15 protein-coding genes and 1 pseudogene are annotated in these 18,231 nt (G+C 65.5%); 3 read left to right on the top strand and 13 right to left on the bottom strand.

The window, feature by feature from the left end; translation table 11 throughout:
* From GTP77_RS09370 to GTP77_RS09355, 4 genes and pseudogenes are all read right to left on the bottom strand, one after another.
* Positions 1-193, bottom strand: a pseudogene (locus tag GTP77_RS09370) (protein-L-isoaspartate(D-aspartate) O-methyltransferase); the annotation flags it as partial.
* Positions 190-927, bottom strand: coding sequence for a 5'/3'-nucleotidase SurE (gene surE, locus GTP77_RS09365; RefSeq protein WP_161071898.1), 738 nt, complete (start codon positions 925-927; stop codon positions 190-192). The gene surE and the pseudogene GTP77_RS09370, both read right to left, overlap by 4 nt.
* 105 nt (positions 928-1,032) lie before the next feature.
* A complete protein-coding gene (locus GTP77_RS09360; protein ID WP_161071897.1) occupies positions 1,033-2,955 on the bottom strand; it encodes a tetratricopeptide repeat protein in 1,923 nt (640 codons plus the stop codon).
* A gap of 9 nt (positions 2,956-2,964) precedes the next feature.
* Positions 2,965-3,573 carry a toll/interleukin-1 receptor domain-containing protein gene (locus GTP77_RS09355; RefSeq protein WP_161071896.1) on the bottom strand — a complete coding sequence of 203 codons (609 nt, stop codon included), beginning with the start codon at positions 3,571-3,573 and terminating at the stop codon, positions 2,965-2,967.
* Between the two features lie 166 nt (positions 3,574-3,739).
* On the opposite strand from GTP77_RS09355, the gene GTP77_RS09350 reads away from it, so the two are divergent.
* Positions 3,740-4,714 carry an NADPH:quinone oxidoreductase family protein gene (locus GTP77_RS09350; protein WP_161071895.1) on the top strand — a complete coding sequence of 325 codons (975 nt, stop codon included), beginning with the start codon at positions 3,740-3,742 and terminating at the stop codon, positions 4,712-4,714.
* 99 nt (positions 4,715-4,813) lie between these two features.
* On the opposite strand, the gene yoaA is transcribed toward GTP77_RS09350, so the two are convergent.
* Both yoaA and GTP77_RS09340 read right to left on the bottom strand, forming a co-directional pair.
* Positions 4,814-6,769 carry a DNA repair helicase YoaA gene (gene yoaA / locus GTP77_RS09345; RefSeq protein WP_228896602.1) on the bottom strand — a complete coding sequence of 652 codons (1,956 nt, stop codon included), beginning with the start codon at positions 6,767-6,769 and terminating at the stop codon, positions 4,814-4,816.
* Between the two features lie 131 nt (positions 6,770-6,900).
* Positions 6,901-7,101, bottom strand: coding sequence for a YdcH family protein (locus GTP77_RS09340; RefSeq protein WP_056394845.1), 201 nt, complete (start codon positions 7,099-7,101; stop codon positions 6,901-6,903).
* A gap of 122 nt (positions 7,102-7,223) precedes the next feature.
* Here GTP77_RS09340 and GTP77_RS09335 point away from each other — a divergent pair, with 122 nt between their 5' ends.
* The gene (locus tag GTP77_RS09335; protein ID WP_161071894.1) at positions 7,224-8,030 is read left to right on the top strand and encodes a PP2C family protein-serine/threonine phosphatase; all 807 of its coding nucleotides are present in this window, start codon (positions 7,224-7,226) and stop codon (positions 8,028-8,030) included.
* 43 nt (positions 8,031-8,073) lie between these two features.
* Here the strand turns inward: GTP77_RS09335 and GTP77_RS09330 are convergent, their stop codons facing one another.
* The 7 genes from GTP77_RS09330 to GTP77_RS09300 form a co-directional block, all read right to left on the bottom strand.
* Positions 8,074-8,799: a hypothetical protein gene (locus GTP77_RS09330; protein ID WP_161071893.1), complete on the bottom strand. Its 726-nt coding sequence runs from the start codon at positions 8,797-8,799 to the stop codon at positions 8,074-8,076.
* 14 nt (positions 8,800-8,813) lie between these two features.
* Positions 8,814-9,911 (bottom strand): cell division protein ZapE, encoded by a 1,098-nt coding sequence (zapE, locus tag GTP77_RS09325; RefSeq protein ID WP_161071892.1) that lies wholly within the window; start codon positions 9,909-9,911, stop codon positions 8,814-8,816.
* A gap of 117 nt (positions 9,912-10,028) precedes the next feature.
* A complete protein-coding gene (gene lpdA, locus GTP77_RS09320) occupies positions 10,029-11,462 on the bottom strand; it encodes a dihydrolipoyl dehydrogenase (RefSeq protein ID WP_161071891.1) in 1,434 nt (477 codons plus the stop codon).
* Positions 11,463-11,486: 24 nt separating this feature from the next.
* Positions 11,487-11,822, bottom strand: a complete 336-nt coding sequence (locus GTP77_RS09315) for a PspC domain-containing protein (protein WP_161071890.1) — start codon at positions 11,820-11,822, stop codon at positions 11,487-11,489.
* 121 nt (positions 11,823-11,943) lie between these two features.
* A complete protein-coding gene (odhB, locus tag GTP77_RS09310; protein WP_161071889.1) occupies positions 11,944-13,188 on the bottom strand; it encodes a 2-oxoglutarate dehydrogenase complex dihydrolipoyllysine-residue succinyltransferase in 1,245 nt (414 codons plus the stop codon).
* A gap of 81 nt (positions 13,189-13,269) precedes the next feature.
* Positions 13,270-16,125: a 2-oxoglutarate dehydrogenase E1 component gene (locus GTP77_RS09305; RefSeq protein ID WP_161071888.1), complete on the bottom strand. Its 2,856-nt coding sequence runs from the start codon at positions 16,123-16,125 to the stop codon at positions 13,270-13,272.
* Positions 16,126-16,337: 212 nt separating this feature from the next.
* Positions 16,338-17,261, bottom strand: coding sequence for a LysR family transcriptional regulator (locus GTP77_RS09300; RefSeq protein WP_161071913.1), 924 nt, complete (start codon positions 17,259-17,261; stop codon positions 16,338-16,340).
* A gap of 103 nt (positions 17,262-17,364) precedes the next feature.
* Here GTP77_RS09300 and GTP77_RS09295 point away from each other — a divergent pair, with 103 nt between their 5' ends.
* Positions 17,365-18,228, top strand: coding sequence for an MBL fold metallo-hydrolase (locus GTP77_RS09295; RefSeq protein ID WP_161071887.1), 864 nt, complete (start codon positions 17,365-17,367; stop codon positions 18,226-18,228).
* Positions 18,229-18,231: the final 3 nt, after the last annotated feature.

Below are 18,231 nucleotides of genomic sequence, written 5' to 3'. Positions count from 1 at the left end.
CGGGCCGCACCGCCGTGCCCGGCGCCGCCCCCACCCGCACGCCGGGGTGCGTGCCGCCCAGCGCCGCGTTGCGGGCGGCGTTCTGCGTGGCCGTCTGCGGCGTGGCCACCGGCGAGAACACCGCCGGCTTTTTCTGCGCATGGTCCACGACGGACGACAGCGGCAGCGGGAAGGTGCGGTGTTTATCGCTCATGCCAGACCCTTTGCCAGCGTCTCGAGTTGGGTACGGTGCGTCAGGTCCACCTGCAGCGGCGTCAGCGACACCCGGCCTTGGGCGACGGCGTGGAAATCGGTGCCCTCGCCCGCGTCCTTGCAGGCGCCGGGCGGGCCGATCCAGAAGATTTCCCGGCCGCGCGGGTCCTGTGCGCGGATGACCGGCTCGGCCTGGTGGCGGCGGCCCAGCCGGGTCGCGGTCAGCTCGCCCATGCCGGCGTAAGGCAGATTCGGGATATTAACGTTGAGCAAGTACGGCTTGGCCAGCAAGTCGAAATAGCGCTGCACGATGTCGCGCGCCACCTTGGCCGCATCGTCGATGTGCTGCCAGCCGTAGGCGCCTTGCGAAAACGCAATGGCCGGGATGCCGAACAGATAGCCCTCGGTGGCGGCGGCGACGGTGCCGGAATACAGCGTGTCGTCGCCCATATTGGGGCCGTTGTTAATGCCGGACACTACCAGGTCGGGCTTCTCGGACAGCAGACCGGTGAGCGCGATGTGGACGCAGTCGGTCGGCGTGCCGTTGACAAAGTAGAAACCGTTGGCGGCCTGCTGCACCGACAGCGGACGGTCCAGCGACAGCGAATTGGAGGCGCCGGAGCGGTTGCCTTCGGGCGCGACGACCACGATGTCCGCTATGGGCGCGAGCGCTTCCGCCAAGGCGTTGATGCCGGGCGCCAGATAGCCATCGTCATTACTAATTAGGATACGCATGGCTGGGATTTTACCTGAAGCAATGGCGCGCCAGCACATGCGGACGGCCGCCTCAAACAAATTTAATAGCCGAGTGGCAACGGTGGCGCGCGGACGGGCATGGCGCTAGGCGCGCGGCGCAGGCGTGTCCTCCGGCAACACCTGCTCGCGCACCGCTTCGGCCCGCTGCAAGGGATACGGCTCCTCGTAGCAGGCCGGCACCTGCTCCACGCCGGGGCCGCGCAAAGTCACGCCGGCCGCACCACCGGCTGGAGCGCTGCCGGCGTGGCCGGAAGCCAAAGCGGGACGCGGCGTTGAACGTTGTACGGATGCTTGCAACGGAGCGTGCAAAGGCGATTGCCCAAACGGCTGCACAAGCTGCTGTGCCGCCAAGCCATAGTGCAGCTGCGGACTGGCCGCTTCGTCCATGCGCGCCAAGGTCTGCGCCAGCGCGGCGCCCACGCGCAAAGTCTCCTCATGCTCGGCGCCCAGCAGCCGCGCGCGCACCGCCAGCACCTGCTCCTGCGCCTGGCGGGCCAGCTCCAGCTCGCCGCACTGGTAATGGATGGCCGCGCGCGCGGCCAGGCTGGCCAGCGTCAGCAGATGCTCGGGTCCCAGCAAGCGCATCTGGATCTGCAACACCTCCTCCTGCCGGTCCAGCGCCGCCTCGGCATAGCCCTGGCGCGCCAGGGCTACGGCCTGCGCGCTGCACGCCTCCAGCACATCCGGATGCTCGCCGCCGAGCAGCCGCGTGCGCGTTTCGACCACGCAGCGCAGCAGGATGCGCGCCTGGTCCAGTTCGTCCTCCTGCAGCAGCGCGCGCGCCAGCAGCGCCTTGGCGGCGGCCGTTTCCAGGTGCTCCTCGCCCACCACCTTCACATGCAGCTCCACGCTTTCGCGCAAGGCCAGCACGGCGGCGGCGCTGCGCCCCTCGTCCGCATACAGCAGCCCCAGCCGGAACAGGTCGCGCGCCAGCATCATGCTGTAGGCGCCGCCCGCCTCCACGGCCCGGCGCGACTGCGCCACCGCCGCCAGCAGCGGGATCTCGCGCCGCGACTGCCACGGCGGATGGCCGCCGGCCAGCCAGCCCAGCAAGGCTTCGTAGGAACGCGTGGCGGAAAAGCGGTCGGCCACGGGCTCGCCGCGCACCGCCAGCCGCTCGCCGCGCGCCAGGCTGCGCGACTGCGGCAGCTGCACTTCGTCGAAATAGCTTTCCAGCGACGGGCGCGCGATGCCGTAAGCCTCGCCCAGCACCTGCTCGAACAGCGGCTGGTAGCCCGGCAAGCCGGTGGCCGGATCGCCGCGCCGGCACAGGGCGCGCTGCGCGCTGCAATCCATGTCGGTGCGCGTGGGCAAGGGGTAAATCAGCAGCGGGCGCTGCTCGTCCTCATGGCTGCGGCGGTAAGTGGTGGCGCGCTGCACCAGCGCCTGCAAGCCCTCCAGGCTGCGGCGGTTGGCCTCGAACAACAGCACCAGCCGCGTCGGCAGCAAGGTGGTGCAGATGCCGCTGCTGTCGCTGCGGCCGCTGCGCGCATCCACCAGCACGTGGCGGAACTGGCGCGCCAGCATCTCCGCAAAGCAGCGGAACAGCGCCGGGCACTGGTGGAACAGCGCCTCCCAGTCCAGCGCCGCCACGCGCTCGGCGTAGCCGGCGTCGAAGCGGCCGGCGCGCATCAGGTACAACGGACGGCCCTGGTCCGCCCGCACCACGTAGCGCTGCCAGCCGACCGTGTCCAGCACCGCCCTGGCCTGCTCGGCGTCATCCTGCGCCGCCGCGCGCCGGCCGCGGCGCTGGAGCTGGTCGCGGCAGGCCGTGAACAGTTCCAGCAGGCCCGGGCCATCGGCCATCGGCGGAAAATACTGATGCAGGCCGGGCGCCTCAAGATCCCAATCCACCATCAGCACGGGCGAAGTGGCATGGGCGCGGCCGGCCAGCAGCATGGCGGTGTTGGCCACGGCCATGCTGCGCCCGGCGCCGCCTTGATGCGAGTGGAAAGTGATGACTTCGCCGGGCGTGGCCTGCGGCGGCAGCAGATGCGGGTTTTCCATGATTCACCTTCAGCGCGGAAAATGGGGCGGCGGAGTGGCGCGCCACTCCTCGGGGATGGGTGGCAGCACGAAACGGCTGCAATCGTGCTCGGGCGGAATGCTGTGCTTCAGATAGTGGTAGTGGGCGGCGATGCGCTGGACGATTTTTTCTATGTCCGGCAGGAAATCCGGATTGGTCTTGAGGTCGCCGCTGGCCAGGGTGTAGCGCGAAAAGTCCACATACATGCCGGGATCGGTGATCTGGGTGGGCAGGCTGAAGGGATGGCGCGTCATGATGACCGGGATAATCAGGTGGCTGGGCAGCGGATACCACAGGCGGCGCTCGTTCTCGATCTGCTGCATGGCGGCGAACTCGCGCCGGGTGTAGCCATGGGCCTCGTACTTGGGTGTATAAATGACGATCATGCACACGCTCTCGCACAGCGCGGTGGCGATGCGCCGGTCCAGGTCATCGCCGCCGCCCAGCTGCTCGGTATCGATGAAGAGTTCGCTTTCATTGTCGAAATGGGGCTCCAGGTAGCACTTGAGCGCCTCGGCCAGGTCATTCTTGAACTTGATCATGTGGGGGTGGCGCCCGTGCGCATAACTGAAGAAACAGCCGTAGCGTATCGTTGACATGGCAGCCTCCTGCTTGCTTATAAAGCCACTGTAGCGCTCTGGCCGCACCGCGCTTTGCGAAAACGCAAAGGGACGTTCCGCCGGATTTATGCCATAGCCGCGCCACAGCCGCGCCGAAGCAGCGTAAAATAAAACGACCGTACTATTAATAAAAACTGGAGACCGAATGAAAGCCATCGTATGCAAAGCCTGGGGCCTGCCCGACACCCTGACCGTGGAAGAGCTGCCCGAGCTGGCCGCCGCGCCCGGCCATGTGGTGCTGGACGTGAAGGCGGCCGGCGTCAACTTCCCGGACGTGCTCATCATCCAGGGCAAATACCAGTACAAGCCCGCGCTGCCGTTCACGCCGGGCAATGAAGTGTCGGGCGTGGTGCGCGCGGTGGGTGATGGCGTGGAAGGCTACAAGGTGGGCGACAAGGTGATCGCCTTCTCGGCGCACGGCGCCTTCGCCGAGCAGCTGGCCGTGCCGGCGCAGGCGCTGATGCCCATGCCGCCCGGCATGGACTTCGACACGGCCGCCGCCATCACGCTCACCTACGGCACCTCGCACCACGCGGTGGTGGACCGGGCGGCGCTGAAGGCCGGCGAAACCATGCTGGTGCTGGGCGCGGCCGGCGGCGTGGGGCTGGCGGCGATCGAGATCGGCAAGGCCCTGGGCGCACGCGTGATCGCGGCCGCCTCCACCGACGAAAAGCTGGAAGTGTGCAAGGCGCACGGCGCCGACGCGGTCATCAACTACAGCAAGGAAGACCTGCGCGAGGCCATCAAGGCCGCCACCGGCGGCAAGGGGCCGGACGTGGTGTACGACCCGGTGGGCGGCGACTACGCCGAAGCCGCGTTCCGTTCCATCGCCTGGCGCGGGCGCTACCTGGTGGTGGGCTTCGCCAACGGCGAAATCCCCAAGCTGCCGCTGAATCTCGCGCTGCTGAAAGGCGCCTCGCTGGTGGGCGTCTTCTGGGGCGAATACGCCAAGCGCGAGCCGAAGGCCAACCTGGCCGGCATGCGGCAGCTGCTGGGCTGGCTGGCCGAAGGCAAGATCAAGCCCCACATCTCCGCCCGCTACCCTCTGGCCGGCACGCCCCAGGCCCTGAACGACATGGCCGCCCGCAAAGTCACAGGCAAAGTCATCATCAATCCCTAAGCCTTAAGCAAGCTGAGCCGCATTTTCCCCACTTCGGGGTCAGACCCCGAAGTGGGAAGAATGCGGCTCAGGCTGCTTGTAGGAATGGCGGAAAGGACGTCAGGATGGGCTGACGTCCGGTTCGGACGGGGGCTCGCCTTTGAAGAAGTCGATCACGACTTGCGCTTCGCGGGTGCGCTTGAACGGCGGCAGGCTTTGCCAGACGCGGCGGCCGTAGGGCTTGGTGATCACGCGCGGGTCGCACAGCATCAGCACGCCGCGGTCGCCTTCGTCGCGGATCAGGCGGCCGGCGCCCTGCTTGAGGTTGATGATGGCTTCCGGCAAGGTGTGGTGCATAAAGCCGTTCAGACCCTGCTTTTCCATCACTTCGATCCGCGCGGCCAGCACCGGGTCGTCCGGCGGGGCGAAGGGCATCTTGTCGATAATTACCAGCGACAGCGCTTCGCCGCGCACGTCCACGCCTTCCCAGAAACTCTGGCTGCCGATCAGCACGCCGTTGCCCGACTTGCGGAACTGGTCCAGCAGCTCCGTGCGGCCCTTGTCGCCCTGCACGAACAGCGGATACGGCAGGCCGCGCTTCTCGAATTCGTCGCGCAGGCGCTCGGCCGCGCGCTTGACGGCGCGCAAGGTGGTGCACAGCAGGAAGGCGCGGCCTTCGGATGCTTCGATAATCGGCAGCGCCGCGTCCAGCACGGCGTCGGTGTAGCCCATCGAGTTCGGGTCCGGCAGGCCCTGCGGCACGTACAGGATGCCCTGCTGCTCGTAGTTGAACGGGCTGGGCCAGGTGCGCGCAGGCTCGCCCGTCAGCCCCATCTGCTCGGCGAAGTGCTTGAAGTCGTTCTTCACCGCCAGCGTGGCCGAGGTGAAGATCCAGCTGCGCGGCACGCCTTCGCGCTGGCCGTTGAAGATGGGCGCGATGGACAGCGGCGTCTTGTGCAGCTGCAGCGAACTGGTATAGGCCTCGACCCAGTACACGGCTTCCTCGCCGCTGGCCACCTTGGCCTTGGGGTCGAACTTCCAGTCGCGCAGCGCGGTCGCCAGCTCGATGCCGCGCATGCGGCACTGGTCCAGCGTCTCGGCGCGCTCGCCCTGCTTCTCCAGCACGGCCAGCATGCCGTCCAGCTCGTCCTTCAGCGTTTCCAGCGCCGGGAAGAAGCCGCTCGACGGCGCGATCTGCGGCAGCGACAGGCGCACGATGTCCTGCGGGAAGGTCAGGCGCAGGTCGCGCGCGGCCTTCTCCACCACCGTCACCACCTTGCCCCAGTCGGCGCCGTCGCGCGCGTGCGCCAGCCCCTCGGCCAGCACGTCGCGGCACAGTTCCAGCACCTGCGAGGTGCTGAAGGTGTCGCCGAAGAACAGCGTGGCGGTGTCGGGCAGCTGGTGCGCTTCGTCGAAGATGATGGTGTTGGCCGACGGCAGCAGCTCGGCCACGCCGGTGTCCTTCAGCGCCACGTCGGCGAAGAACAGGTGGTGGTTGACCACCACCACGTCGGCCTGCTGCGCTTCCTTGCGCGCCTTCATCACGAAGCAGTCCTGGTAGTACTGGCACTCGGCGCCCACGCAGTTGTCGCGCGTGGACGTGACCAGGTTCCAGATGCTGGCATTCTCCGGCACGCGCGCCAGCTCGGCCTTGTCGCCCGACGAGGTCATCTTCAGGAAGCGCGAGATCTCGCGCAGATAGCCCACATCCTCGCGCGAGGTCATGCGCCCGTTCTGCAGCGTGCGCTCCAGGTGGTAGTGGCACAGGTAGTTGCCGCGCCCCTTGAGCAGCGCCACCGACACCGGCGCCTGCAGCGCGGCGCGCACGGTGGGGATGTCGCGCAGGAACAACTGGTCCTGCAGGTTCTTGGTGCCGGTGGAAACGATGGTCTTGCCGCCCCACAGCAGCGCCGGCACCAGGTAGGCGAAGGTCTTGCCCGTGCCCGTGCCGGCCTCGGCCATCAAGGTGCTGCGCCCGTCGATGGCGGCGGCCACCGCCTTGGCCATCTCGGTTTGCGAGCGGCGCGGACGGAAGCCGCCCACGGCCGGACTGAGCGGCCCGCCGGGGCCGAACATGCGGTCGATTTCGGCATCGTGCTTGCCGGGTTCGGGGGTGGGGTCGGGCGCGCCTGCGGCCGCGTCTGCCGTGAGTCGTGGATCGGTCAAAATAAGCTAAGATGAGGCAGCGGCGCGCTGGCGGGCGCGGCTCAGGCCGGTACGTCGGGCACCAGTTGCATTTTCAGCAAGGTGATGTAGTCTTTGAGTTGCAGCTTGCGTTTCTTCAGGCGGCGCAGCTGGAGCTGGTCATGGTGGCCGTCCAGGGTCAGCATGTCGATCACGGCGTCCAGGTCGCGGTGTTCCACGTCGAGCTCAATAATGCGGCGCTTGATTTCTTCTACGTCTGTCATAGGGTCTCGGTTCTGTTATATTTCCCAACAGTTTCGCCTGGTCAACAACCCTACGCTTGCAACAAAACTGCTTACCGGTGCATAGTTTAACTCACGGCACAGATGCAGGCTAGCTGGTACATATGAGCATTTATAAAATCGAAGCCGGGACCGCCCAGCACCTGGGCAACCGGCCACAACAGAATGACCGCACCGTGCTCTACACGGCGGCGAAAGCACCCGGCTATGTGATGGCGGTGCTGGCCGACGGCATGGGCAGCGGCGGCACGGCGCCGGAACAGCTGCTGCACACCGCCAAACAGCTGTTCGACGACTATCGCGCCGGCGACAGCGCCAACCTGGCGCGCGTGCAGGAATTGCTGCGCAGCATAGCGATGGAGACGCACGAGATCCTGGCCATGAATCCGCTGGGCGCCAGCGGCGAACCGCAGACCACGCTGCTGCTGCTGGTGCTCACGCCCCAGGGCCAGGCCGTCTGGGCACACGTGGGCGATTCGCGCTTATACCGCTTTGCCGGCCAGCAGTGCGTGGAGCGCAGCAACGACGCGGCCTATGTCGAGCACCTGGTGAACGTGGACAAGCTGCCGGTGGAGGCGGCCAAAAAGCACCGCAGCGCGCGCCTGCTGGCCAATGTGCTGGGCAACCGGCAGAAGGCGCCGTTCGTGACCTTCGGCACCCACCAGGGCTTGCAGCCCGGCGACGCTTTCCTGCTGTGCTCGGACGGGCTGTGGCAGTACTTCACGGAAGCGGAACTGGCCGCCGTGGTGGCGCGCGGCACGCCGCGCCAGTCATCAGAAATGCTGATCAACAAGGCCATCGAGCGGGCCAAGGGCCAGGGCGACAACTGCAGCATGGCCATCATCAAGCTGGTGGCCCCGGCCAAGGAAGCGCCCACTTACACGGTGCAGAAAATGGGCAAGGCTGTGTGAGCGGCTGCCGCAGCCAAGCCGCCCCGCCCAGCCTGGGTGACCTTTATTTCGCCTTGGCGGCTTTGGCGGCGGCGGCGGCCGCTTCTTTCGCTGCCTGGGCGGCGGCGTCTGCTTCGCGCTTGCGGGCCTTTTCATCCTTGACGGCCTTCTTGGCGACGATGTCGGCCTGGCGCTTCTCGGATTCAAGCTTCTTCTTTTCAAAGGCCGCCACGGCGGCGGCGCGCTTGGGCGCCTCGGCGGCGTCCTTGGCCTGCTGGGCCTGCACCTTGGCGTCGTGCTGCGCCTGGCGCTGCTCCAGCGTGGGACCGGGCTTGGCGGCCGGCTTGGCGGGCTCGCGCTCGACATGCGGCGCCGGCGGATTCTCCACCCGGCGCGCCAGCTCCTCCTCGTCCTTCTTCACGCGCTCGGCCAGTTCGGCGTCGCGCTTGTCGACGGCGGTCTTGCGCTTGAAATGGCTGGCTTCCACCTCGATCGCGCGCAGGCCGGCCAGCGCCTGGCGGCGCTTTTCCTTGGCCTTGTCCAGGCAGTTGTTGACGAAAAACTTGCCGTTGCAGACCTGCTCGGCCGCGTTGTACTCGGCCTGCACGGCGGCGCGATCGCGCGCCACATCGGCCAGGCGGGCGTCGGCCTGCTCAACCGAGTGCGATTGCGGAACCACAGGCGCGCCCACCGGCGCCTGGCCTATTTTCTGGGCCTGCGCCGGCAGCGCCGCGCTTGCCGCCACGGCGGCGGCCATGCAGAGTGCCGCCAGTTTGAAGTACGTTGCCATCCTGATCCTGTCGTTTAGGACAGCGCTTCGGCTGCGCCGCGCTGTTCCTTGTCCATATAGTCGCGCGACTGCATCTCGACGATGCGCGACACGGTACGGTGAAATTCGTTTGCCAGCATGCCGGAAGTATACAGCTCCTCCGGCTCGACTTCGGCCGACATGATGAGCTTGACCTTCTGGTCGTAGAACACGTCGATCAGCCAGGTGAAGCGGCGCGCCTCGGACGACATGCCGGCCGACATCATCGGTATGCCGGACAATATCACGGTATGGAACTGGCTGGCGATTTCCAGGTAGTCGTTCTGCGAGCGCGGCCCGCCGCACAGCGTGGCGAAGTCGAACCAGATGATGGTGCCGGCGCGGCGCAGCGCGCGGATCTGGCGCGCTTCAATGGTCACATGCGGGTCGTCGTCGGCCGTCTCGGCGATGCGCGCGTAGGCGGCGCGCAGCGCGGCGTCGGTCTCCGCGCCCAGCGGGGTGTAGTAGGAATCAACCTGCTCGAGCGCGCGGCCGCGGTAGTCCACGCCGGCGTCCACGTTCATCACGTCCATCTTCTGCTTGAGCAGCGCGATGGTAGGCAGGATGCGGTCGCGGTGCAGGCCGTCCGGGTACAGCAGTTCCGGGTCGTAGTTCGAGGTCATGATGAAGGACACGCCGTTGTCGAACAGCGCCGACAGCAGGTTGTACATGATCATGGCGTCGGCCACGTCGGAGATATGGAATTCGTCGAAGCAGATCAGGCGGTATTTCTTGGCCACCCGGCGCGCCACTTCCTCCAGCGGATTGGCCACGCCTTTGAGCTCGTCGAGCTGGCGGTGGATGTCGCGCATGAACTCGTGGAAGTGCACGCGCGTCTTGCGCACCAGCGGCACCACCGAATAGAAGCTGTCCATCAGGAAGGACTTGCCGCGCCCTACCCCGCCCCACATGTACACGCCGCGCGGCACGTCCGGGCGGTTGATGAAGCGCTTGAAGCCGTTCGAGCGCTGGGCTTTGTACGCCACCCACTGGTCGTAGCACAGCTGCAGGCGGTCGACCGCGCGCTGCTGCGCCGCGTCGGCCTTGAAGTCGCGCTGCGTCAGCGCGTGCTGGTAAAACTCTTGGACGTTCATGTGAGATGCCGGTTACGCATGGCGGGTTACGCGCTTTGCGCTAACCCGCCCTACGGTCCGCATCTCGTGGGAGGTAGGGCGGGTTAGCCGCGCAGCGGCGTAACCCGCCATTACTGCTTAGAAGTTCAGCGTGCGCTTGTCGATCGCCAGCGCGGCTTCTTTGGTCGCTTCGGACAGCGATGGGTGGGCGTGGCAGATGCGGGCGATGTCTTCGGCCGAGGCCTTGAACTCCATCGCTACAACCGCTTCCGAAATCAGCTCGGATGCCATAGGGCCGATGATGTGCACGCCCAGGATTTCGTCGGTCTCGGCGTGCGCCAGGAACTTGACCATGCCCGAGGTGTCGCCCAGCGCGCGTGCGCGGCCGTTCGCCAGGAATGGGAAGGTGCCTGCCTTGTACGGCGTGCCGTCGGCTTTCAGCTGCTGCTCGGTGCGGCCTACCCACGCGATTTCCGGCGAGGTGTAGATCACCCAAGGAATCGTGTCGAAGTTGGTGTGGCCATGCTGGCCGGCGATACGCTCGGCAACGGCAACGCCTTCTTCTTCGGCTTTGTGCGCCAGCATCGGGCCGCGCACCACGTCGCCAATCGCCCAGACGTTCGGCAGATTGGTTTTGCAGTCGCCGTCGACGGCGATGAAGCCGCGCTCGTCCAGCGCCAGGCCGGCCTTGTCGGCGCCCAGGCCGTTGGTGTTCGGGGTGCGGCCGATCGACACGATCAGCTTGTCGAACACGGCGGTCACAGCGTCGCCCTTGGCGTCGTTGTATTCAACGGTGACGTTGTCCGCGCCCTTGGTCACGCTGTTGATCTTGCAGCCCAGGGAGATCTTCAGGCCCTGCTTGGTGAACAGCTTGTTGGCTTCCTTGGCGATCTGCTCGTCCACGGCGCCCAGGAAGGTCGGCAGGCCTTCCAGCACGGTCACTTCCGAACCCAGGCGGCGCCATACGGAACCCATTTCCAGGCCGATCACGCCGGCGCCGATCACGCCCAGCTTGGCTGGCACGGCGTCGATCGCCAGTGCGCCGGTGTTCGACAGGATCAGTTTCTCGTCGAAGTCCGCACCCGGCAGCGCGCGCGCGTTGGAGCCGGTGGCGACGATGACTTGCTTGGCGTTGATGGTTTCAGGCGCCTTGCCGGTGATGGCGATAGGATAGCCGTCGGCGCTTACCGCGCCTTCGAAGGCCGCGCGGCCGTGGAAGAAGGTGACTTTGTTTTTCTTGAACAGGAACAGGATGCCGTCGTTGTTCTGCTTGACCACGGTGTCCTTGCGCTTGACCATCTGGCCCAGGTTCAGGGACAGGCCGGACACGTCGATGCCGTGTTCCTTGAAGGAGTGGCCGGCGTGCTCGTAGTGCTCGGACGACTGCAGCAGCGCTTTCGACGGGATGCAGCCGACGTTGGTGCAGGTGCCGCCAGGTGCCGGGCCGCCTTTTTCGTTGCTCCACTCGTCCACACAAGCGACCGAGAAGCCCAGCTGCGCTGCGCGGATTGCGGCGATGTAGCCGCCAGGACCGGCGCCGATGACGACGACGTCAAATTGTTTGTTGCTCATGTTGTATTCCTAATGATTGGCTTGTTACGTTTCGTCCGGGACGAAAATCCAAAGAAGCAGGTAAATCACCAGCCCAAAGCCGAAGCAGATCGTGAACAGCGTGAAGACCAGGCGCCAGATCCACGACTCCATGCCGGACACTTTGCCCAGGCCGCCGCAGATGCCGCCCAGCCAGCGGTCGGCGCGGGAACGGCGGAAGCGGTTGAATTCGCTGGCGAAGTCGCCGGAGCCGCTGTCCTTGCCGAGCGACACCGGCGTGGTGTCGAGCAGCTTCTGTTTGGCGCGGGCGAATTCTTCATCGCTCAGCGCGCCAGCCTGGTTGAGTTCGTGCAAACGCTTGATTTCTTCAGAAACGCTCATGACACTCCTAGCTTTGGTGCTGCATGGCGGGTTACGGCCTGCGGCCTAACCCGCCCTACGGATTCGCGGACTGCTGGCTGCGCAGGGCGGGTCAGGCGAAGCCGTAACCCGCCGCTTGGCATTACAGGTCCAGCAGCAGGCGGGCTGGATCTTCCAGCGCTTCCTTCATGGCCACCAGGCCCAGCACGGCTTCGCGGCCGTCGATGATGCGGTGGTCGTAGGACATGGCCAGGTAGTTCATAGGACGGATCACGATCTGGCCGTTTTCCACAACAGCGCGGTCCTTGGTGGCGTGCACGCCCAGGATGGCCGATTGCGGCGGGTTGATGATCGGGGTCGACAGCATGGAGCCGAAGGTGCCGCCGTTCGAGATCGAGAAGGTGCCGCCGGTCAGGTCTTCCAGGGTCAGCTTGCCTTCTTTGGCTTTCGCGCCGAATTCGCCGATTTTCTTCTCGATTTCAGCGATGCTCATCTGGTCAGCATTGCGCAGGATAGGCACCACCAGGCCGCGTGGCGAACCGACTGCGATACCGATGTCGAAGTAGCCGTGGTAGACGATGTCGTTGCCGTCGACCGATGCGTTCAGGATCGGGTATTTCTTCAGCGCGGCAACGGCGGCCTTGACGAAGAAGGACATGAAGCCCAGCTTCACGCCGTGCTCTTTTTCGAACTTGTCTTTGTACTTGTTGCGCAGGTCCATGACCGGAGCCATGTTCACTTCATTGAACGTGGTCAGGATGGCGTTGGTCGACTGCGATTCCAGCAGGCGCTCGGCGATACGTGCGCGCAGGCGGCTCATCGGCACGCGCTCTTCCGGACGCTCGCCCAGTGCAGGTGCGGGAGCGGCGACTTTTGGCAGCGATGCCTTGGCGGCGGCTGGCGCCAGCGGTGCTGGAGCGGCTGGTTTCGGTGCGGAAGCGGCGGCCAGGGCGTCGCCCTTGGTTACGCGGCCGTCTTTGCCGGAACCGGCTACGTCGGAAGCGGACAGGCCGGCTTCGGACAGGATCTTGGCGGCGGCCGGCATGGCCACGTCGCCTTTGTTCACGGCGGCGGCAGCGGCTGGAGCGGCGGCTGGAGCGGCGGCAGCGGCAGGTGCGGCGGCGGCCGGGGTTGCGCCCACGGTTGCTTCGGTATCGATGATGGCGATGACCTGGTCGGCCACCACGGTTGCGCCGTCAGCTTGCAGGATCTGCACGATCACGCCGGCTGCCGGTGCTGGCAGTTCCAGTACCACTTTGTCGGTTTCAACGTCGATCAGGTTCTCGTCGCGCGAGACGGCTTCGCCGACTTTCTTGTGCCAGGTCAGCAGGGTCGCTTCAGCGACGGATTCCGACAGTTGTGGGACTTTAACTTCGATTTGTGCCATGTATAACTCCGTATCTTGTATTTTTTGATGCCCCCGCCTGGGCAAGGATGAACCTCGCCTGGGCCGGGGGCGGGTCTAGACTTACTTGGTCAGGATGAAGCCCTTCAGCTTCGAGAACGCGGTTTCCAGCAGGTCTTTTTGCTGCGCGTAGTGCTTGTCGTAGTAACCGACGGCCGGCGATGCCGAGGCCGGACGGCCTGCGTACGCCAGGCGCTGGCCTGCGTCCATGCTTTCGAAGATGTTGTGCTGGATCTGGAACCAAGGGCCTTGATTCTGCGGCTCGTCCTGTGCCCACACCACTTCCGCCAGGTTCGGGAACTTCTTCAGTTCAGCGGCGAACGCTTTGTGCGGGAACGGATACAGCTGTTCCACGCGCACGATGGCGGTGTCGGTCTGGCCGCGCGTCTTGCGTGCGTTGACCAGGTCGTAGTAAACCTTGCCCGAGCAGGCCACGACGCGCTTGACCTTCTTGGCGTCGATCTTCTCGTCCACTTCGCCGATCACGGTCTGGAAGGCGCCCTTGGCCAGTTCGCTCAGCGGCGAACCTGCGTCCTTGTTGCGCAGCAGCGATTTCGGGGTCAGGATCACCAGCGGCTTGCGGAACTGGCGCACCATCTGGCGGCGCAGCAGGTGGAAGATCTGCGACGCGGTGGTCGGCTGCACCACTTGCATATTGTTGTCTGCGCACAGCTGCAGGAAACGCTCTGGACGCGCGGACGAGTGCTCGGGACCCTGGCCTTCGTAACCGTGCGGCAGCATCATGACCAGGCCCGAAGCACGGCCCCACTTCACTTCGCCGGAGCTGATGAACTGGTCGATCACCACTTGGGCGCCGTTGACGAAGTCGCCGAACTGGGCTTCCCAGATGGTCAGGGTGTTCGGTTCAGCGGTCGAGTAGCCGTATTCGAAGCCCAGAACGGCTTCTTCGGACAGCACGGAGTCGATCACGGTGAACGGTGCTTGCGAATCGGAGATGTTCTGCAGCGGCACGTAGGTGCCGGCGTCCCAACGCTCGCGGTTCTGGTCGTGCAGCACGGCGTGGCGGTGCACGAAGGTGCCGCGGCCGGCGTCCTGGCCGGTCAGGCGCACGGCGTAGCCGGACGATACCAGCGAAGCGTAGGCCAGGTGTTCGCCCATGCCCCAGTCCAGGTTCACTTCGCCACGGCCCATGGCGGCGCGGTCGCCCAGTACTTTCTCGACCAGCGAGTGCACTTTGAAGCCTTCCGGCACGGTGGTGATGCGGGTGGCCAGGCGTTTCAGTTCGGTCGACGGCACGGCGGTGTCGGCCGAGTCGGTCCACTTGCGGTTCAGGAACGGCAGCCAGTCGACGGCGTACTTGTTCTTGAAGTTGGAGATCACTGGATCGACGGTGTGCTTGCCGGCGTCCATGGCGTCGCGGTAGGCGGCAACCATTTTCTCGCCGCCGTCGGCAGGGATCACGCCTTGCGCGCTCAGCTTGTCGGCGTACAGGCGGCGGGTGCCTGGGTGGGTGGCGATCTTCTTGTACATCAGCGGCTGGGTCAGCGCTGGCGTATCTTGTTCGTTGTGGCCCAGTTTGCGGTAGCAGATGATATCGACCACGATATCCTTCTGGAACTGCAGGCGGTAGTCCATGGCGATCTGCGAAGCCAGTACCACGGCTTCAGGATCGTCGGCGTTCACGTGCAGCACCGGCGCTTCGATCATCTTGACGACGTCCGAGCAGTAAATGGTGGAACGCGCGTCGCGCGGATCGGAGGTGGTGAAGCCGATCTGGTTGTTGATGACGATGTGAACCGTGCCGCCCGTGCCGTAGCCGCGGGTCTGCGCCAGGTTCAGCGTTTCCATCACAACGCCCTGGCCTGCGAAGGCGGCGTCGCCGTGCACCAGGATAGGCAGCACTTGCGCGCCGGCCGCGTCGCCGCGGCGGTCCATGCGGGCCTTGACCGAACCTTCAACCACTGGGTTGACGATTTCCAGGTGCGACGGGTTGAACGCCAGCGACAGGTGGACCGGGCCGCCTGCGGTGGAGATGTCCGACGAGAAGCCCTGGTGGTATTTCACGTCGCCTGCCGGCAGGTCGTCGCCGTGCTTGCCTTCGAATTCTTCGAACAGGTCCTTGGGTGCTTTGCCCAGGGTGTTGACCAGCACGTTCAGGCGGCCGCGGTGGGCCATGCCGATAACGATCTCCTGCACGCCTTTTTCGCCGGCGCGCTGGATGATTTCGTCGATCGAGGCGATGAACGTTTCGCCGCCTTCCAGCGAGAAGCGCTTCTGGCCGACGTATTTGGTGTGCAGATAGCGTTCCAGGCCTTCAGCTGCCGTCAGGCGCTCCAGGATGTGCTTTTTCTTGTCTGCGGTGAAATTCGGGGTGGAGCGGATCGATTCCAGGCGCTCCTGCAGCCAGCGCTTTTCGGCTGGGTCGGAGATGTACATGTATTCCGCGCCGATGGAGCGGGTGTAGGTGTCGCGCAGGAAGTTGGTCAGGTCGCGCAGGGTCGCGGTTTCAGGACCGAAGTAGGTGTTGCTGATGTTGAAAACGGTGTCCAGATCGGCATCGGTGAAGCCGTAGAAGCTCGGCTCCAGTTCCGGGATCGATGGACGTTCCTGGCGCTGCAGCGGGTCCAGGTTGGCCCAGCGGGAACCCAGGTAGCGGTACGCGGCGATCAGCTGGGTAGCGGCCACGCGCTTGCGGCCCATTTCGGCGTCGGCCGAAGCGACCACGGTGCGGATAGGACCGGCTTTCGCGCGTTCGGCGAAGGAGGCGATCACGGAGGCATGGGCCACGTCCGGCTTGTTGGAGCCGTCGACTGCTGGGACGTGCTGCATGGAATCGAAGTACGCGCGCCAGTTATCGGGCACGGAACCTGGGTTGTCGAGATACGCTTCGTACAGTTCTTCAACGTACGGTGCATTCCCACCAAACAGGTAGGAGTTGGACGACTGCTGCTGCATCATATTGCTCACCTTTCTTCGCGCTTCGCGAGGAATTAGCGGGTTAATCTAACCTTCCGCGACACGGCCTGACCGGTTAGCGGATTGCACATCAAGTTGTGGGGAAGGACTTGGGTAATTCTGTAGTTCCAAAAACGGTCGCCTAGGATAGCACGCGGTATTGAGATTGAACAACCATGCAAGCACGAAAAATTGCGGGATAGGCAGGGTGTCAATCATGTCTTTTCCATAAGTGGCATGGTCGCGGCGAGCCAGACGGGGTTGCGCGCGAACCAGTCCAGCAGGTGGTCCAGCATGGCGCGCAGGGCCGGCGGCATGTGCTCGCGCGAGGTGTAGATGCCGTAAATGCCCATGCGCTGGGGGCGCCATGCCGGCAGCAATTCCACCAGCTGGCCGGCGCGCAGCAGCGGCGCGGCGGCGAAGCGCGGCTGCAGGGCCACGCCCGCGCCCTCCACCGTGGCCGCCAGCAACGCCATCGATTCGTTGGCGGACAGGTTGCCGCTGACCGGCACCTGCAGCGCAGGCTCGTCCGCAAGCTCGAAGCGCCAGACACTCTTGCCGAAATAGCTATAGGTCAGGCAGTTGTGCTGCGCCAGATCGCCAGGCTGCTGCGGCGCGGGCCTCCCGGCCAGGTAGGACGGCGCGGCCACCACCACCGAATCGCAGTCGCCCAGGCGGCGCGCAATCATGTTCGGCTCCAGGCCGTTGGTAATGCGGATGGCCAGGTCGATGCGCTGTTCGACCAGGTTGACGGCCCGGTTGTCCACCTGCAGATCAATCGCGGTGCGCGGGTAGCGGCGCAGGAAATCGGCCACCGCGCCCGCCAGCGCGGTCTGCGCCAGCGAATGCGAACTGGCGATGCGCAGCAGGCCGTGCGGCGCGTCCGGATCGCCGGCCGCGTTCATGTCCGCCGCCAGGTCCAGCATTTCGCGGCAGCGCGCCAGCGTCACCTCGCCCGCCGCCGTCAGGCTCACGCGCCGGGTGGTACGGTGCAGCAGGCGCGCGCCGCACCACTCCTCCATCTCGGCCAAGTAACGCGTCACCATGGCGCGCGACATATCCAGCGCCTCAGCCGCGGCGATCATGCTGCCCCGTTCCGCAATCTCCTTGAATACCTGCGCCGCCGTCAGCCTGTCCATCATTCGTCCGATTCATGCAATTGAGAGTTGCAATTTACACTGTTTTTCAGACGAATGGACCGGCCTACACTGGCGTCATCAACTTCTCATCAAGGACCGCATCATGATCAAGCACACCTTCGCAGCCGCTGCCCTCGCCACCGCCACCGCCGCCGCATCGGCCGCCCCGCTGACGCTGGAAGTCTTCAATCCGGGCGAAGCCGCCATTTTCCCTGTCGCCTCGGTGCTGGTAAAAGGCAAAAAAGACGCCGTCCTGATCGACGCCCAGTTCTCGCGCGGCGAAGCGCACAAGCTGGTGCAGCAGATCAAGGCCAGCGGCAAGCGCCTGACCACGGTCTATATCAGCCACGGCGATCCGGATTTCTACTTCGGCCTGGACGTGATCCAAGCCGCCTTCCCGGAAGCGCGCATCGTCGCCACCGCCTCCACCGTGGCGGCGATGGAGAAGAAAGCGGCGGCCAAAGTGGCCTACTGGGGGCCTATCCTGAAGGACAACGCCCCGCACGGCATCGTCATGCCGCAAGTGCTGCAAGGCGACACCATCAAACTGGAAGGCCAAAGCCTGAAGATCGAAGGCCTGGACGGCGCCACGCCGGACCGCAGCTATGTGTGGATTCCATCGATCAAGGCGGTGGCCGGCGGTGTCGTCCTGTTCAAAGGCCTGCATGTGTGGACCGCAGACACGCAAACCGTTGCATCGCGCCAGCAATGGATTGCCACGCTGGACCGCATCGCCGCGCTCAAGCCCGCCACCGTCGTTCCGGGCCACTTCGCCCCCGGCGCCGCGCTCACGCCGGACAGCATCGCCTACACCGCCGGCTACCTGCGCCAGTTCGAAACCGCCATCCCGCAGGCCGCCGACTCCGCCGCCCTGGGCGCTGCCATGAAAGCCGCCTACCCAGCCGCCGGCCTGGCCAGCGCGCTCGACATCAGCGCCAAGGTGGCCAAGGGCGAAATGAAGTGGTAAACA

Origin of the sequence: Pseudoduganella aquatica, assembly GCF_009857595.1 — a bacterium.
Classification (GTDB): Bacteria; Pseudomonadota; Gammaproteobacteria; order Burkholderiales; family Burkholderiaceae_D; genus Rugamonas; species Rugamonas aquatica_A.
This window is presented reverse-complemented; position numbering and strand designations above follow the sequence as displayed.

Coding starts and splice junctions, on each gene's coding strand:
- GTP77_RS09330 (WP_161071893.1), bottom strand. CDS start 8,799: ATGGCAACGTACTTCAAACTGGCGGCACTCTGCATGGCCGCCGCCGTG.
- GTP77_RS09295 (WP_161071887.1), top strand. CDS start 17,365: ATGATCAAGCACACCTTCGCAGCCGCTGCCCTCGCCACCGCCACCGCC.
- surE (WP_161071898.1), bottom strand. CDS start 927: ATGCGTATCCTAATTAGTAATGACGATGGCTATCTGGCGCCCGGCATC.
- yoaA (WP_228896602.1), bottom strand. CDS start 6,769: ATGTTCGGCCCCGGCGGGCCGCTCAGTCCGGCCGTGGGCGGCTTCCGT.
- GTP77_RS09350 (WP_161071895.1), top strand. CDS start 3,740: ATGAAAGCCATCGTATGCAAAGCCTGGGGCCTGCCCGACACCCTGACC.
- GTP77_RS09360 (WP_161071897.1), bottom strand. CDS start 2,955: ATGGAAAACCCGCATCTGCTGCCGCCGCAGGCCACGCCCGGCGAAGTC.
- GTP77_RS09340 (WP_056394845.1), bottom strand. CDS start 7,101: ATGACAGACGTAGAAGAAATCAAGCGCCGCATTATTGAGCTCGACGTG.
- lpdA (WP_161071891.1), bottom strand. CDS start 11,462: ATGAGCAACAAACAATTTGACGTCGTCGTCATCGGCGCCGGTCCTGGC.
- odhB (WP_161071889.1), bottom strand. CDS start 13,188: ATGGCACAAATCGAAGTTAAAGTCCCACAACTGTCGGAATCCGTCGCT.
- GTP77_RS09335 (WP_161071894.1), top strand. CDS start 7,224: ATGAGCATTTATAAAATCGAAGCCGGGACCGCCCAGCACCTGGGCAAC.
- GTP77_RS09300 (WP_161071913.1), bottom strand. CDS start 17,261: ATGGACAGGCTGACGGCGGCGCAGGTATTCAAGGAGATTGCGGAACGG.
- GTP77_RS09315 (WP_161071890.1), bottom strand. CDS start 11,822: ATGAGCGTTTCTGAAGAAATCAAGCGTTTGCACGAACTCAACCAGGCT.
- GTP77_RS09355 (WP_161071896.1), bottom strand. CDS start 3,573: ATGTCAACGATACGCTACGGCTGTTTCTTCAGTTATGCGCACGGGCGC.
- GTP77_RS09305 (WP_161071888.1), bottom strand. CDS start 16,125: ATGATGCAGCAGCAGTCGTCCAACTCCTACCTGTTTGGTGGGAATGCA.
- zapE (WP_161071892.1), bottom strand. CDS start 9,911: ATGAACGTCCAAGAGTTTTACCAGCACGCGCTGACGCAGCGCGACTTC.